At 41.6% G+C, this 15,236-nt stretch carries 14 protein-coding genes and 1 pseudogene; 5 read left to right on the top strand and 10 right to left on the bottom strand.

Going from position 1 to position 15,236, the window contains the following annotated elements; translation table 11 throughout:
* The first annotated feature begins 271 nt into the window (after positions 1-271).
* Together ATH1_RS0111305 and groL are read left to right on the top strand one after the other, a co-directional pair.
* Positions 272-550, top strand: coding sequence for a co-chaperone GroES (locus ATH1_RS0111305; RefSeq protein ID WP_010421684.1), 279 nt, complete (start codon positions 272-274; stop codon positions 548-550).
* 35 nt (positions 551-585) lie between these two features.
* Positions 586-2,223, top strand: coding sequence for a chaperonin GroEL (gene groL, locus ATH1_RS0111300; protein ID WP_010421683.1), 1,638 nt, complete (start codon positions 586-588; stop codon positions 2,221-2,223).
* 43 nt (positions 2,224-2,266) lie between these two features.
* On the opposite strand, the gene ATH1_RS0111295 is transcribed toward groL, so the two are convergent.
* Complete coding sequence (locus tag ATH1_RS0111295; RefSeq protein ID WP_010421681.1) at positions 2,267-3,235, bottom strand: GDP-mannose 4,6-dehydratase; 969 nt, start codon at positions 3,233-3,235, stop codon at positions 2,267-2,269.
* Between the two features lie 1,654 nt (positions 3,236-4,889).
* Here ATH1_RS0111295 and lepA point away from each other — a divergent pair.
* Together lepA and ATH1_RS0111285 are read left to right on the top strand one after the other, a co-directional pair.
* Positions 4,890-6,677: a translation elongation factor 4 gene (lepA, locus tag ATH1_RS0111290; protein WP_010421679.1), complete on the top strand. Its 1,788-nt coding sequence runs from the start codon at positions 4,890-4,892 to the stop codon at positions 6,675-6,677.
* Between the two features lie 52 nt (positions 6,678-6,729).
* Positions 6,730-7,314, top strand: a complete 585-nt coding sequence (locus ATH1_RS0111285; RefSeq protein WP_010421677.1) for an outer membrane beta-barrel protein — start codon at positions 6,730-6,732, stop codon at positions 7,312-7,314.
* A 101-nt stretch (positions 7,315-7,415) separates the two neighbouring features.
* Here ATH1_RS0111285 and rprY read toward each other — a convergent pair whose 3' ends face one another.
* From rprY to ATH1_RS0111255, 6 genes are all read right to left on the bottom strand, one after another.
* Positions 7,416-8,099 carry a response regulator transcription factor RprY gene (gene rprY / locus ATH1_RS0111275; RefSeq protein WP_016777323.1) on the bottom strand — a complete coding sequence of 228 codons (684 nt, stop codon included), beginning with the start codon at positions 8,097-8,099 and terminating at the stop codon, positions 7,416-7,418.
* Positions 8,072-9,673 (bottom strand): sensor histidine kinase, encoded by a 1,602-nt coding sequence (locus ATH1_RS0111270; RefSeq protein ID WP_010421670.1) that lies wholly within the window; start codon positions 9,671-9,673, stop codon positions 8,072-8,074. The genes rprY and ATH1_RS0111270 overlap by 28 nt, the downstream gene beginning before the upstream one ends.
* Positions 9,674-9,972: 299 nt before the next feature.
* On the bottom strand, positions 9,973-10,710 hold the full coding sequence (gene rnc, locus ATH1_RS0111265; protein WP_010421668.1) for a ribonuclease III: 738 nt from the start codon (positions 10,708-10,710) through the stop codon (positions 9,973-9,975).
* 3 nt (positions 10,711-10,713) lie between these two features.
* Positions 10,714-11,154 carry a beta-ketoacyl-[acyl-carrier-protein] synthase family protein gene (locus ATH1_RS22250; RefSeq protein WP_245531773.1) on the bottom strand — a complete coding sequence of 147 codons (441 nt, stop codon included), beginning with the start codon at positions 11,152-11,154 and terminating at the stop codon, positions 10,714-10,716.
* The gene (locus tag ATH1_RS19385; protein WP_010421661.1) at positions 11,120-11,965 is read right to left on the bottom strand and encodes a beta-ketoacyl synthase N-terminal-like domain-containing protein; all 846 of its coding nucleotides are present in this window, start codon (positions 11,963-11,965) and stop codon (positions 11,120-11,122) included. The genes ATH1_RS22250 and ATH1_RS19385 overlap by 35 nt, the downstream gene beginning before the upstream one ends.
* Before the next feature lie 38 nt (positions 11,966-12,003).
* Positions 12,004-12,240 (bottom strand): acyl carrier protein, encoded by a 237-nt coding sequence (locus ATH1_RS0111255; RefSeq protein ID WP_010421658.1) that lies wholly within the window; start codon positions 12,238-12,240, stop codon positions 12,004-12,006.
* Between the two features lie 173 nt (positions 12,241-12,413).
* Between ATH1_RS0111255 and purN the strand changes: the two genes are divergently transcribed.
* On the top strand, positions 12,414-12,995 hold the full coding sequence (gene purN, locus ATH1_RS20595) for a phosphoribosylglycinamide formyltransferase (RefSeq protein ID WP_010421653.1): 582 nt from the start codon (positions 12,414-12,416) through the stop codon (positions 12,993-12,995).
* Between the two features lie 175 nt (positions 12,996-13,170).
* On the opposite strand, the pseudogene ATH1_RS22245 reads toward purN, so the two are convergent.
* From ATH1_RS22245 to ATH1_RS0111235, 3 genes and pseudogenes are all read right to left on the bottom strand, one after another.
* Positions 13,171-13,854, bottom strand: a pseudogene (locus ATH1_RS22245) (peptidoglycan DD-metalloendopeptidase family protein); the annotation flags it as partial.
* A gap of 10 nt (positions 13,855-13,864) precedes the next feature.
* A complete protein-coding gene (locus tag ATH1_RS22240) occupies positions 13,865-14,269 on the bottom strand; it encodes a hypothetical protein (protein WP_010421648.1) in 405 nt (134 codons plus the stop codon).
* A 15-nt stretch (positions 14,270-14,284) separates the two neighbouring features.
* Positions 14,285-15,205, bottom strand: a complete 921-nt coding sequence (locus ATH1_RS0111235) for a YitT family protein (protein WP_010421645.1) — start codon at positions 15,203-15,205, stop codon at positions 14,285-14,287.
* Positions 15,206-15,236: the final 31 nt, after the last annotated feature.

The following is a 15,236-nucleotide window of genomic DNA, read 5'->3' as shown; positions in this document are numbered from 1 at the left end:
GTCAGCAACCGCTGACACTTTTTTTTTGCCTGCTTTCAAAGGGCTTCTGCTTTTAAAAGGCTGATATATAATATGTCTGGAGTTTTATCGGAGTATCGAAACCAGGGCTTTATAAAAGTTTTGTGGATTTTGATTTTTACGACAATTTTTGGCTATGCTGTAAAAATGTCCTCCTTTCCTTCTTTTTTAGTGCTTCCCTGGCTTTGGCATAGTTTGTGAATGAATGGTGGGCGGAATAATTAATTTTGTTTAACGTCTAAATAAAATAGAAATGTCAACATTGAAAGGAAAAATTCTTGCCGGCAAGGTTTTGGTAAAACCACAGGCAGCCGAAGAAAAGACTTCAAGTGGAATAATCATCCCTGATTCAGCTAAGGAGAAACCGCAAAAAGGAGAAGTGGTTTTAGTTGGTGCTGACAAAAAAGATGAACCTATGCAGGTAAAACCCGGGGATGTGGTATTGTATGGAAAATACGCCGGAACCGAACTGAACATCGACGGTGAGGATTATTTGCTCATCTCGCAGAATGACATTCTTTACATTGCGTAATTTTAACTTAAAAACATTACTAAATTTCAAAGAATATGGCTAAAGAGATTAAATTTGATATTGATGCCCGTGAAAGGCTTCAGAGAGGTATTGATCAGCTTGCAAATGCTGTAAAAGTAACACTGGGCCCCAATGGGCGTAACGTTGTTATCGACAAAAAATATGGTGCACCGCAGATTACTAAAGATGGTGTAACCGTTGCCAAAGAGATTGAACTGAAAGAGCCTTATGCCAACCTGGGCGCTCAAATGGTGAAAGAGGTGGCATCAAAAACCGGCGATGATGCCGGGGATGGTACGACTACAGCCACAGTTTTGGCTCAGGCTATTGTAAATGTCGGCCTCAAAAACGTTACTGCCGGTGCGAACCCAATGGAACTCAAAAGGGGTATCGATCTGGCTGTAGCCAAAGTCGTTGAAAATATTCGCAAACAGGCTCAGGTTGTTGGTGAAGACAACAGCAAGATTGAACAGGTTGCCCGTATTTCTGCCAATAATGATGATGAAATCGGCCGGCTTATTGCCGAGGCCATGGACAAGGTAGGGCACGAAGGTGTGATTACCGTCGAGGAAGCCAAAGGCATCGAAACCACTGTTGAAGTGGTTGAAGGTATGCAATTCGACCGTGGCTATATTTCTCCTTATTTTGTTACCAATACCGAGAAGATGCAGGCTGAACTGGAGAATGCTTACATCCTGATTCACGATAAGAAGATCAGCACCATGAAGGATTTGCTGCCTGTTCTTGAACAAACTGCCCAATCAGGTCGTCCGTTGCTTATCGTCGCCGAAGATGTTGACGGTGAAGCGCTGGCTACTCTGGTCGTTAACCGCCTGAGAGGTTCGTTGAAAGTAGCTGCTGTTAAAGCTCCTGGCTTTGGCGATCGCCGTAAGGAGATGCTTCAGGACCTGGCTGTACTGACCGGAGGTACCGTAATTTCTGAAGAAACCGGACTGAAGCTCGAAAATGCCAACATAGACATGCTTGGACAAGCTGAGAAAGTAACCATTGACAAAGAAAATACAACAGTGGTTAACGGTTTAGGCGATAAGGATGCTATTCAACAGCGTACCCAGCAGATTAAAGCTCAAATTGCCAACACCACTTCAGATTACGATAAGGAAAAACTTCAGGAACGTCTGGCCAAACTGGCCGGTGGTGTAGCTGTACTATACGTTGGTGCTGCTTCCGAAGTAGAAATGAAGGAAAAGAAAGACCGTGTGGAAGATGCGCTGAGTGCTACACGTGCTGCTGTTGAAGAAGGTATTGTTCCCGGTGGTGGTGTTGCCTATATACGTGCTATTGCAGAACTTGAAAAACTTAAAGGTGAAAACGACGACCAGACTACCGGAATTGAAATCGTGAAGCGGGCTATCGAAGAGCCATTGAGGCAAATTGTGGCCAACGCAGGTAAAGAAGGTGCCGTTATCGTTCAGAAAGTAAAAGATGGCAAAGACGACTTCGGATATAATGCCAGAATTGACGAGTATCAGAACTTCTATAAATCTGGTGTTATCGACCCGGCCAAAGTGACCCGTATTGCGCTTGAAAATGCTGCTTCTATAGCCGGTATGTTCCTTACTACCGAATGCGTACTGGTAGAAGAGAAAGAGGAAGAGCCCGCTCCGGCAGGCAATCCCGGAATGGGAGGCGGTATGCCTGGAATGATGTAATCAGTAAAACATAAACTGAGCATAACATTAGGAAAGGCTGTCTTTAAAGGGCAGCCTTTTTCTTTTTGAACCATTCCACGAAATTTGTCAGGCCGTCTTCAAGCTTTACCTGAGGCTGATAACCAATCATCCGTTTGGCTTTCCTGATATCGGCATAAGTGATATCGACATCACCGGGCTGTACAGGTAACCTTTCAATTTTGGGGTCTATGCCCGTGACCTGGCTTATCTTTTGAACGAGCTCTTTTAAAGTTACCGGATGATTGTTGCCCAGATTTACTATCTCGAATACAGAATTGTGCGACATCAGGTAACTGATAACCCCAAGTATTCCGCTCACGGTATCCGAAACGTAGGTGTAATCTCTGGCTGAACTGCCATCGCCGAACAAGGTAAGCGGAACATTTTCGAACATCATACGAGTAAATTTATGAATGGCCAGGTCGGGACGCTGACGGGGCCCGTATACCGTAAAGAACCGCATATTAATGATGTCGAATTTGTATAAATGATGCCAGGTGTAATTTAAAAGTTCGCACGATTTTTTTGAGAATGCGTAAGGCGAGACGGGGTTGTCAACATTTATGTCCTCGTGCCACGGCGTTTGCGGATTGTTACCATATACCGACGAAGAGCTTGCAAAAGCCAGTTTAGTAATGTTGTTTTTTTTCATAGCATCGAGCACAACTCTTGTCGATGTAATGTTATGGTCGATATAACTTTGCGGGGCTTCAATACTTGGACGTACACCGGCTTTCCCTGCAAGATGAACGACGATATCAGCGCCTTCGGAGAAGATTTTGTGAACAGAAGCTTCATCTCTTAAATCTTTCTCAAAAAACAGAAAATTTTTGTCAGACAAACAATTCTTCAGATTGTCTCTTTTTATGGCAGGACTGTAATAGGAGTCGAAATTATCGATGCCAATAACTTTATGCCCTTCTTTTAGTAATGTTTCTGATAAATGGGAACCGATAAATCCGGCACAGCCGGTTACAATTATTTTATTCATCCGTATAAAATTTATTTATTAAGGTCGGATGGAACTCGCATGAAAGATTTATCCATATTCTTATTGTGGAAAACCTATCTATGTTCATTTCATCTTAAATCTTATATCTAAAAATCTGATAATCTATTAAGGCAAACTTTTCATGCTCGTTTCATCCGTATGATTTTTAAGGGTGCTATTTTACGCGATTTTTAGACCAATTTCAAGGCAAAACCGGATTATTTTTTAATTATCTGCAATTTCCCTTTGGGTTATTTTTCTTTTTTCCAAATCATAATCATCCTGTATTCCGGGCCAAAACTTTTCAGATTTCTCAAAATAAGAACTCTACGTAGAGGCTGCTGAAAAAGTCAGCAGCCTGTTTCAAATTTATTTTCCATTGTTCTTTTTGGCATTGACCAAAAAAGAACCCCTATCTGTGTTCATTTCATCTTAGAGCCCAGTCTAAAAAGCATCTTTGTTGCCAAACTCGGTGTTGTTTTAAATTTTTGCATCCTCATTAACAACAAGTTAACTCCGGTACAAAAATTTAAAACGCCTTGATTTTGACAAAAATATGCTTTTTATACTGCACTCATCTTACATTTAATAAATTGTTACGGCTGTTAGAATTGTTAGAATTGTTAATGTGTTAGTTATTAGAATGTTATAAGTTTTATTACATTAGCTAACAATCCTAACAATCTAACAATTTAACAGTCCTAACAATCTAACAGTCCTAACAATTTTATAACAATTTTTGCCCATGCTCATTTTATCCGTATAAAATATATTTAAGTTATTGAAATGATGCAACTTATCATATTTTAATTGACAGTAGATTCTTCGCTTCGCTCAGAATGACAGAGCGGTCAGTGTCATTCTGAGGAGGCACGACGAAGAATCTTTCTCTTGTTACAACACGTTCCTTTCGTCGTTTTTTATCATTCAAAGAATCTTTGCCACTTATGAGATTTTTCGCTCCGCTCAGAATGACAGACTGTCTAATGTCATTCTGAGGAGGTAACGACGAAGAATCTGTTACCTGTTTTTGGTTTCTTTGATGATTAGAGGTTAATTATACATGTTTTTTTGAGACAAACTTTGTCATGCTCGTTTCACTATAAATATTTTTTCTTTATACGGACAAACTGTTGTGTTGCATGGGGTTGGAAAAAAAAAGCTTAAACGCAAAGACGTATGTTGTGTTTATAATTCACACTACTGGCTACTGACTAAAAACTACTGACTAAAAACTACTGACTAAAAACTACTGACTAAAAACTACTGACTAAAAACTACTGACTAAAAACTACTGACTAAAAACTAATGACTAAATTACTTATATCTAAAAATCTGATAATCTATTAAGGCAAACCTTGTCATGCTCGTTTCACCGGGATTTATGTTGTTTATCTTTTCCAATTTGCGCTTTTGTCATTAATATACGACACTTTCGGCGTCGGTTTTTGCTTATTCCTTAGCAAAGCGACAGAGCCGTTCGGACACATTGCTTGCAATAATTTGGGTAATGTTTAACCCTGTTACAGCAATAAGACTAAAGATATTGAAACAGCCAATGTAATAATCCATTATTTAAATATCTTTGCAAACGTGAATCCGGATCATGAGCATTTGGCAATACAACAGCAGATCACAGAAAACATATTTATACATGAAGAATATAAGGAACTTTTGCATCATTGCCCATATCGACCACGGTAAGAGTACTTTGGCTGACAGGTTACTGGAACGAACCAAAACAGTGACCGATCGCGAATTGCTCGAACAAACCCTGGACAGTATGGATCTGGAGCGGGAGCGGGGAATTACCATTAAGAGTCATGCCATACAGATGCAATATCCTAAAGGAGATGAAATTTTTACATTGAATTTGATAGATACTCCCGGACATGTTGATTTTTCTTATGAAGTATCGCGTTCAATCGCCTCTTGTGAAGGAGCGCTTTTGATTGTGGATGCCACACAGGGAATTCAGGCGCAAACCATAAGTAATTTGTATCTGGCTGTCGACCACAATCTTACCATAATTCCTGTACTTAACAAAATGGATATGGAGAGTGCAATGCCCGAAGAAGTGGAGGATCAGATTATTGACCTGATAGGCTGCGACAGGAGTGATATCATACGTGCAAGCGGTAAAACCGGGATGGGTGCCGAAGAGATACTCGATGCCATAGTGGAACGGATACCTCCACCGGTCGGCGATCCTAATGCACCTCTTCAGGCTCTTATCTTTGACTCGGTATTTAATAATTTCAGGGGAATTATTGCCTATTTTAAAGTGTTCAACGGCGAGATACGTAAAGGGGATAAAGTAAAATTTGTGAATACGGGCCGTCAATATGAAGCCGAAGAAATTGGCGTCCTGAAACTTGGAATGGTTCCTCGTGATGTGCTCAGCACCGGTGACGTTGGGTATATCATCTCAGGCATTAAAACGAGTAAGGAAGTTAAGGTCGGCGATACCATCACTCACGTTGCCCGTCCCTGCTCGAAAGCTATATCGGGCTTCGAGGAAGTTAAACCAATGGTCTTTGCGGGCGTTTATCCCATTGATACGGATGACTATGAAGATTTGCGCGCAGCCATCGAAAAACTCCAACTCAACGATGCATCCCTGACATTTCAACCGGAATCGTCTGTGGCACTCGGCTTTGGATTCCGGTGCGGGTTCCTCGGAATGCTTCACATGGAGATTGTTCAGGAACGACTCGACCGGGAATTCGATATGGATGTGATTACAACCGTACCCAACGTTCCGTATCAGGTTCATACGAGACAAGGGGAAGTGCTCGAAGTTCACAATCCCTCGGGGTTACCTGAGCCAACGGTTATCGATCATGTGGAAGAACCTTATATTCGTGCTCAGATTATTTCCAGATCCGATTTTATCGGCCCTATAATGACTTTGTGTTTAAGTAAAAGGGGAGAATTGGTCAACCAGCACTACCTTACTTCCAACAGAGTGGAGTTGAGTTTTGATATGCCACTGGCCGAAATTGTTTTTGATTTCTATGACAAATTGAAAAGTATCTCCAAAGGATATGCTTCGTTTGATTATTATACAACGGGTTATCGTGCATCAAAACTGGCACGTCTGGATGTGCTTCTGAACGGCGAGCCGGTTGATGCACTTTCGACACTGACGCATATCGACAATGCCTACCCTTTGGGACGCCGTATGTGCGAAAAGCTGAAAGAGTTAATACCACGACAGCAGTTTGATGTGGCCATTCAGGCGGCTATCGGATCAAAGATTATTGCACGCGAAACGGTTAAAGCACTCCGCAAAGATGTTACAGCCAAATGTTATGGCGGCGATATTACACGAAAACGGAAACTGTTGGAAAAACAGAAAAGAGGGAAAAAACGGATGAAACAGGTCGGGAATGTTGAAGTGCCTCAAAAGGCTTTTCTTGAAGTACTGAAACTCGATTAATAAAAATGCCGGAGGTTAACCATCTGATATCTGAAAATCCAATAATCTATATATGAGACAACTGCTTTTTTTTGTTTCTGCCTTTTTGCTGTTAAATGCCGGCATGTTTGCTCAAAGCGAATTCACCCCGTTTTTTGAAATGGGGGTTAAATCTTCGGCAAGTTTTGCCAAGGCATACATATCGGATGACGATGTGGGAAGTAACTTTGCAGGCCCCGTGGTCGGCGTCCGGTACCTTCACATGCAGACAAAAAATATGGGTTTTTTGATGGAGGTGAATTATAACCGGTTGTCGTTCAGCTCGGAAGGAACAGATTATTCGTACAGCTTTATTCACACTCCTTTTATGACGCGGGTAAGATTTCCGTTGGGAAGAAAGCATGATATTGGATTGAATGTCGGCTCCTATTTACAGATGGTGCTTGACCATCAGGATGATGTTGTTTTTGACAGAAGGACGCTTTTCGGACTGGCAGGAGGGATTGATTACGGTTTTCTGTTAGGAAACATGAGACTATCTCTCGAAGGAAGATATCATTATAATCTGCATTCGAACAGTGAAGATGCCGAGGATATGAGATCGGGCTGGTTGGAAATCGGTCTGGCCGTTAGTTTTCGTAGCTCCCGGAAGAAGTAATCATATAAAAATGGGACAAAAAATAATATCCCGGCCCGGTATAATTTTCCTTATCGGGCCGGCAGATATTATTGATTCTGCTTTTCCTGACCGCGGATAAATCAGAGAACCAGCTTGTAACCTTTACCATGCACGTTGATAATCTCAACGGAAGGTTCATCCTTCAGGTGCTTCCTGAGCTTGGTGATGTACACGTCCATGCTTCGGGCATTGAAGTAATTGTCGTCCACCCAGATTGTTTTGAGGGCGAAATTACGTTCCAATACCTTGTTGGCATTGTTACAAAGCAATTTCAGTAATTCGGATTCCTTGGTAGTTAGTTTAACCACCTTGTCACCATCGATCAGTTGTTGCTTTTGGGTGTCGAATTTGTACTTCCCAAGCTGGAAGACTTCCTGATTGGCAAGCCCGCCTTTTGTACGACGCAAAATAGCTTCAATACGGAAAAGCAGCTCTTCCATACTGAATGGCTTGGCGATGTAATCGTCAGCGCCGATCTTGAACCCCTGAAAAATATCTTCCTTCATTGATTTGGCAGTGAGGAAAATAATGGGTACATCAGTATTTACCATTCGGATCTCTTTGGCGAGAGTAAATCCGTCTTTTTTAGGCATCATGACATCAAAAATACATACATCGTATTTTTTGTTCATGAATGCATCATAACCTTGTTCGCCATCCGGTACAAGATCGGTTTCATAACCTTTGGCTTCAAGATATTCGCGAAGCAGCATGCCTAAGTTCTCGTCGTCTTCGGTCAGGAGAATTTTATATTCTTTTTCCATTCCTTGGTATTTTTAAAGGGTAAAAAAATTTCAAATTTCGTACCTGTATTTAATTCACTTTCAACAGTAATAGTCCCGCCATGGTCTTCTACAATCTTTTTGACATAAGCAAGCCCAAGACCAAATCCTTTTACGTTGTGTATGTTGCCGGTGGGTACCCGGTAAAACTTTTCAAAGATACGCTTTATATTTTCTTTTGAAATACCCATGCCGTTATCTTCTATGGATATTACAACACCATTTTTCGGACGGTTCCATGTTTTTACATAAAAAACCGGCTTTCCACGGCGGTATTTCAGTGCATTGTCGAGCAGGTTATGAATAACGTTTGTAAAATGTACTTCGTCCACGTAAACCGTCGGATTCTTGGCTTCCAGTTTTTCAATGATCTGCCCGTCTTTGTTTTCTACCTTCAGCTTAAAGTTATTGGTGACTTTGGCAATAAGCTCGTTAATATTCACCTTTTTGATCTTTAAACCGGCACTTCCTTTTTCAAAGATAGCCATTTGCAGGACTTTTTCAACCTGAAAACTCAATCTTTTGCTTTCGTCCTGTATCACACTTGATATATGTTTCAGACTATCAGGACTTTTCGCTATCGAGCCATCTTTTAACATTTGTGATGCCAACGATATTGTGGAAATTGGTGTCTTAAATTCATGGGTCATGTTGTTGATGAAATCGTTTTTTATCTCATCAAGCCTTTTTTGCCGGACAATGATTATCAGTGTCAGGATAGAGGCCAGTACCATAATTAATGTAAAAACAGCGCTTGGTATTACCATTCCCATCGAATCCATGATGTAGTTAGGCCGTTCGGGAAAATAGAGCTGTATGTGGTTGGCTTTAGGGTGCAAATCGTTTGGGAACAGGTATTTCTGGTGAATTTTATTGGCCTTACTTTCATCGAAACCAACTGTTGACATTACACGTTTGCCGCGCGAATCCACAATCGAAAACTCGTAAGGCAGTTTTATGCCTTTTTCTTCAAATTCTTTTAGCAGAAAAGCATCAATCAGTTCACGATCCACTCGTTGCTCTATCGGCACATCATCAAAAAGGTCTTTAAGAAGTCTTTTCCGTTGTTCTTCCATCTTATTGCGAACCTGATGCTGGATGTTGTTGAAAGCAATTTCCAGCGGGTCCGTTACCTCCGATTTATTGAATATCATCGGAGTGGTTTCCCGATAGGAAAAAACCAATGAATCCTTTTTGTAGGTTGAAAACTCGGTATCCATTTTCGAACCCTGGATAAAGAAATCAAAGGTAATGTCGAGTTGCGGGTCTTCTTCACTCCGGGGTTGGTGGCTTTGGCCTGAGAAATATTTGTTTTCTTTGCGAAGATTTTCGGGCAGATTGTTGATGGGGTTTAATTTAAGCTGAGCACCTAATCTCGATGTTTCATTCATTTCAAGACGGGTAATAACCTGATCCATCACTTGCCGTACCGTCTGATCGAAATGGTCCTCCTTTATTTTCGTAGCATTTTTTATCCACAGGGTCTGGATATAGATCAGTCCCGCCAGAGTAAAAGCTATAATAATGGTCAATACCCAAATGAATTTCCTGCTCATACTACAAAAATAATGGGTTGATTTCGAAAATCACTGCGATTAACAATAATTAACTTTAAACCTTGATATTCAGTTAATAAAGCTTTATCAACTAAGGGAAGAAATCAACTGTTGAGTCTACTTCAGAAAGTTTCTTTTTGTCAATCTCATAGGTGTAGTAAATTTTTAAATTCTCATAAACATTTAGTTAATTTCGGTTCAAGAATTTCCTGTGCCTCGACTTTGACAAAAATAGCTCTTTTAGGATCAGACTCACTGTTTTTTATCGAAATCAGCGTCACAAGACTTTGCCTGATGATTTATGAAGGTGTATCTGTCTGGACATTTTCTAAGGCTTCATTCGCAGCTTTTTGTTCTGCCTCCTTTTTTGAATTGCCTGTCCCCATTCCGGATATTTTTTCATTAACAATAGCTCTGGCTATAAAAACAGGACCGTTATCTTCAGTTACCGGGTATTCTTCGGTGATGAAATGAACCGGGTGCTTATTTTTTTGTCCCCACTCGATTAATATCGACTTGTAATTGGTATCATTTTCAACGATTTGTTTTAAATCAAGGTATTTGGTGAGAATGCGGTTTCGGATGAATTTTCGTGAACTTCCGTAACCCTTATCAAGAAAGATAGCGCCTATAATGGCTTCGAGTGCATCGCCAAGGATGTGTGTTTGTGATATGTCTCCGGGAGGATGGAATTGTATCCATTCCTGAAGGCCCATGTCCAGGGCGATTTGATTAAGATTGGCCCGGCTCACAATCCGGGAGCGGGTTTTTGTAAGAAATCCTTCGTCTTCGTTTGGGTAGAGAAGATATAATTCCTGAGCAACTACGGCTCCGAGAATGGCATCTCCCAGATATTCGAGTCGTTCGTTGTTAAAAGGTTTTCTTCTGTTTCGTCTGATAACAGATTTATGCACCACTGCCTGGTGATACAGGTCAATATTGCCGGGTCGAATCCCGGTTATTGAATTTATAAATTTATAAAACTTTCTTCCCTTACGGGAAAAAAGTTTTATAGATTTGAAAAGCGGTATAAACACAACTTACTCTACTGCTTTAAATACCACACAAGCATTGTGGCCCCCAAAACCGAAATTATTCGACATTACCACTTTTATTTTTCTTTCCTGAGCGTTTCCGGCTGTTAAATTGAGTCTTGAATCAATTTCTGGATCGAGCTCAAAAAGATTAATGGTAGGAGGAACAATGCTGTTTTTCATTGCCAAAATCGATGCAATGCTCTCTACAGCCCCGGCAGCACCCAGCAGGTGTCCGGTCATTGATTTTGTGGAGCTGATGCTCAGCTTATACGCGTGGTCTCCAAATACCTTTTGAATGGCACGTGGTTCAGTGATGTCTCCCAGCGGGGTGGAAGTGCCGTGAACGTTGATGTAATCCACTTCATCGGGACGGATATTTCCATCTTTCAGGGCATTGATCATTACTTTTTCAGCACCTTTCCCTTCCGGGTCGGGAGCTGTCATGTGATAGGCATCGGCGGTCATACCTGACCCTGCCAGTTCGCAATAGATTTTTTGCACCACGTTTCACAGCGTGTTCATATTCTTCAAGAACCAGGGCACCCGCACCTTCTCCTATTACAAAGCCATCTCTGTCCTTGTCGAAAGGTCGTGAGGCTGTGGCAGGGTCGTCGTTGCGGGTAGAAATTGCCTGCATAGCGTTAAATCCGCCTACTCCTGCTTCATTAATTGCAGCTTCCGAACCTCCTGTAATAAACATTTCAGCCTTCCCGAGTCTGATGAGGTCTAAAGCGCTTGCAATTGCATGAGTTGAAGACGCACAAGCCGATACCGTTCCAAAATTGGGTCCCCTGAATCCGTACTTCATGGATATATGACCTGCTGCCATATCAGAGATCATTTTTGGAATGAAGAATGGATTAAAACGGGGTACTTCATTGTTCTTTACAAAAGAACGCGTTTCGTCGAGGAAAGTGATGATACCACCGATGCCCGTACCCCAGATGACGCCTGCCATATCCTGGTCTATGGCCTGGGGATCAATTTGAGCATCCCGGAATGCTTGCTCAGCCGCGATCATGGCAAACTGAGCAAACATGTCCATTTTTCTTGCCTCTTTGCGATCGAAGTAATCGGTAGGATTGTAGTCTTTTACCTCGCAAGCAAATTTTGTTTTAAAATGGGTGGCGTCAAATCGAGTAATGGGTGCAGCACCACTTACTCCTTTTTTCAGGTTGTCCCAATACTCTTCGATGGTTTTACCTATCGGATTAATGGTACCCAACCCTGTAACTACTACTCTTTTTAACTCCATAACTGCTTTTAAAGTATAACTCTACTTTTTTTTACTGATTACTTTGCATTTTCTTCGATGTAAGCAATAGCGTCACCCACTGTGCCGATGTTTTCTGCCTGATCATCCGGAATTGCAATGTTGAATTCTTTTTCGAATTCCATGATCAGCTCTACAGTGTCAAGAGAGTCAGCACCCAAATCGTTGGTGAAGCTGGCTTCGTTGGTTACTTCTGTTTCGTCAACGCCCAACTTGTCTACAATAATTGCCTTAACTCTTGATGCAATGTCTGACATAGCTTTAAATTTTAAGTTAATAATAGATAATTTGGTTTTAAAACAACTGTGCAAAGAAAAAGATTTGCCCAAAATAAATCAAATATTCCTCAAAAGAAATTAGTTTTCAGGCCTCTTTTTTCTAATTTTAACGGGGCAAAAGTACTAAAATTTTGTAAGATAAAAATTTGGGAATGAAGAATATTGTTTTGTTTGCTTCCGGAGCCGGCTCCAACGCCGAAAATATTGCTCTTTTTTTTAAAAACCGCCCCGGGGTTAAAGTTTCGTATATTTTGTCCAATCGTTCGGATGCCGGGGTTCTTCAACGGGCAAAAAAACTGAATATCAAAACAAAAGTGTTTGACAAAGAGATGTTTTTTCATTCGGATAAGGTGCTTTATTTTTTGAAGGAATTATCTCCCGATTTGATTGTACTGGCAGGTTTTCTCTGGCTTGTACCCCAAAAAATTGTTGAAGCTTTTCCCGGCCGGATCATTAATATTCATCCGGCCTTACTGCCTAAATACGGGGGTAAAGGCATGTACGGGCGGCACGTGCACAGGGCGGTAATTGAAAACGGCGAAAAAGAATCCGGTATCACCATTCATTATGTGAACGACAAATACGATGATGGTGATATCATCTTTCAGGCACGTTGTCCGGTACTGGAAGGGGATACTCCTGAGACTCTGGCAGAGCGGGTTCACCGGCTGGAGTATGAACACTATCCGCGGGTGATTGCCCGGATTCTTGAGAAGCGGCAGAGTCCCGGTTGAAAAAGTGTGCTCTGGTAAGGCTGTCGAGCTTTTGTTTCCAGGGTTTAATGTATTCCAGATATTCAGGCAGTTGTTCTTCTTTAACAGGATCTACCGGTGGTGCTTCAATGGTGAGGGGGTCAATGGCTTTTCCGTTTTTGTAAACCCTGAAATCGAGGTGCGGGCCAGTTGCAAGACCTGTTGAACCGACATAGCCGATAAGCTGCCCCTGAGTTACCATCATGTTTTTCCTGACCCCTTTGGCAAACCCCGAAAGGTGCATGTAAACAGTGGTGTAAACACTGTTGTGACGAATTTTTATGTAATTTCCGCCTCCTTTGGTATCCCAGCCTTTATGGGTGATGCGACCATCACCCAGAGCATAGACGGGTGTGCCTGCTGCAGCGGCATAATCAACCCCGTGATGAGGACGTCTGATTTTTAGCACGGGATGCAAACGACTGTGGCTAAATCTGCTGCTGATGCGCGAAAATTTAAGTGGTGCTTTCAGAAACGCTTTTCTCAGGCTTTCGCCTTTTTCATCAAAGAAACTCATCACACTATCCTGCTCATAACGAAAGGCGTAAAAAGGATTACCCCTGTGGTGAAAGTAGGCGGCATGTATGGGGCCAATACCTATGGAGATACTGTCAACATATTGTTCGTCATAGATTACCGTAAAATGGTCGCCCTTTTCCAGCCCGAAGAAGTCAACTGTCCAGGCAAAAATATCGGAAAGATCGAGTGCGAGATTTGGATTTAGGGCGTTGTCAGAAATGGTATTCCATAAAGAGGTTTCGATAACACCTACCGTCGTTTTCCTTTTATACGTCACCTCTTTACGGTCGCGATAAATAATTGTGTCTCCGCGAAGTGACATGACCATATATTCAATGGGATCGATTTCGTAAACAAACCATACCGGTATTTTCAGAGAGTCTTTTTCGTCGAAAAAAAATGGTGTAAGGGTTGCCTGCTTTCATCTTCCTCACATCGAAAACAGTCTTCGATGCCTGTGCCAGGTTATGTATCACGGAATAATCGACGTTGTGTTCAGACAGTATTGTGGCAAGGTTTTGTGCATAACGAACTACTCCGTTTTCGATAATGAAAGAATCTTTTTCTATTCCGTATAATTTTTCGGGAGGCGGGGGAGGAATAACTTCAAGGTTGATGGTATCCATAAGTAATGCAGTGTCAGGCGTTGTGATACCACTGAAATGGCGATAACACCAAAATGTTGAGAAGCCCAGAATGGATAATACGATAAGGCCGATTATGTACTTTTTCTTCATGCTTTTTTCCCTGGTTCAATTTCGGTCGGTTAATTCTGCTTCAATTTGGGTCAGGGGCTTACGTTTCTTCTCACGTATTTTTAAACGGTCGTACCCTTCTCCGAAAATGCCCATTACATTACCCATTGTAATGAATGCCTCAGGATCGACACTTTTTATAATTCGGAATATTATGGATGACTCTTTTTTTCGTGCATAAACCATAAGTACTTTAATTTCTTCTCCCGTATAACCGCCAATAGCCGGAATAATAGTGAGTCCTTTTTTCCCGGTATAGACAATTTGTTCGGCAAGTTCTTTATGTTTTCTGGAAAAAATAAAGAACTGTACGGTTTGTTTGTTACCCGAAATTACCAGGTCGATGGCATAAGCAATAACAGCCATGGTCATAAAGCCATAAACCATGGTTTCTATGGAACGGAAGATAGGGTAGGCCGACACTATTATGATGGCATCCATTGCCAGCAGAAGTCGGCCCATGCTGATGTTGTAATATTTGTTGATGATACTGGCAATAATGTCGGTACCGCCGGCACTTCCACCGTAGGAAAAGACAAGTCCTCCGCCAATTCCGCTTAAAATGCCGCCGGTTAAGGCTGCCATCATCTTTTCGCCTACGAGGGGTTCGCTGGTGAATATGTTGCTAAAGAAAGAGAGAAAGCCTGAAAATACAACGACACTATAAATGGTTTTTATTCCAAACGAGGCGCCAATAGATTTTATGGCAATGAGAATAAGGGCAGCATTGATCAAAAGGCTGCTTAAACCCACATCTATGTCGAAAAGGAAAAAGAGAATACTGGAAATACCGGTGAGACCGCCACCTACAATCTCACTGGGGATAATGAACCCGGTCCAGCCTATGGAACCCATTGCTAAACCGGTCGTGATGATTATATAAGATCGAATCTCTTTCCAGAGGTATTCTCTATTCATTAGCATGAAATTAGTTTAAGTTGTTGGTCTA

Origin of the sequence: Anaerophaga thermohalophila DSM 12881, assembly GCF_000191885.1 — a bacterium.
Classification (GTDB): domain Bacteria; phylum Bacteroidota; class Bacteroidia; order Bacteroidales; family Marinilabiliaceae; genus Anaerophaga; species Anaerophaga thermohalophila.
Note: the sequence above shows the minus strand (reverse complement) of the source record. Positions and strands in the feature narration are given on the sequence as shown.

Excerpts from the sequence above, each read along its gene's own strand:
- groL (WP_010421683.1), top strand. The coding sequence starts at position 586 with ATGGCTAAAGAGATTAAATTTGATATTGATGCCCGTGAAAGGCTTCAG.
- ATH1_RS0111235 (WP_010421645.1), bottom strand. The coding sequence starts at position 15,205 with ATGAATAGAGAATACCTCTGGAAAGAGATTCGATCTTATATAATCATC.
- ATH1_RS22250 (WP_245531773.1), bottom strand. The coding sequence starts at position 11,154 with ATGACAGCTCCCGACCCGGAAGGGAAAGGTGCTGAAAAAGTAATGATC.
- ATH1_RS0111270 (WP_010421670.1), bottom strand. The coding sequence starts at position 9,673 with ATGAGCAGGAAATTCATTTGGGTATTGACCATTATTATAGCTTTTACT.
- rprY (WP_016777323.1), bottom strand. The coding sequence starts at position 8,099 with ATGGAAAAAGAATATAAAATTCTCCTGACCGAAGACGACGAGAACTTA.
- purN (WP_010421653.1), top strand. The coding sequence starts at position 12,414 with ATGAAGAATATTGTTTTGTTTGCTTCCGGAGCCGGCTCCAACGCCGAA.
- ATH1_RS0111305 (WP_010421684.1), top strand. The coding sequence starts at position 272 with ATGTCAACATTGAAAGGAAAAATTCTTGCCGGCAAGGTTTTGGTAAAA.
- ATH1_RS0111285 (WP_010421677.1), top strand. The coding sequence starts at position 6,730 with ATGAGACAACTGCTTTTTTTTGTTTCTGCCTTTTTGCTGTTAAATGCC.
- ATH1_RS22240 (WP_010421648.1), bottom strand. The coding sequence starts at position 14,269 with ATGAAGAAAAAGTACATAATCGGCCTTATCGTATTATCCATTCTGGGC.
- ATH1_RS19385 (WP_010421661.1), bottom strand. The coding sequence starts at position 11,965 with ATGGAGTTAAAAAGAGTAGTAGTTACAGGGTTGGGTACCATTAATCCG.
- ATH1_RS0111255 (WP_010421658.1), bottom strand. The coding sequence starts at position 12,240 with ATGTCAGACATTGCATCAAGAGTTAAGGCAATTATTGTAGACAAGTTG.
- lepA (WP_010421679.1), top strand. The coding sequence starts at position 4,890 with ATGAAGAATATAAGGAACTTTTGCATCATTGCCCATATCGACCACGGT.
- ATH1_RS0111295 (WP_010421681.1), bottom strand. The coding sequence starts at position 3,235 with ATGAATAAAATAATTGTAACCGGCTGTGCCGGATTTATCGGTTCCCAT.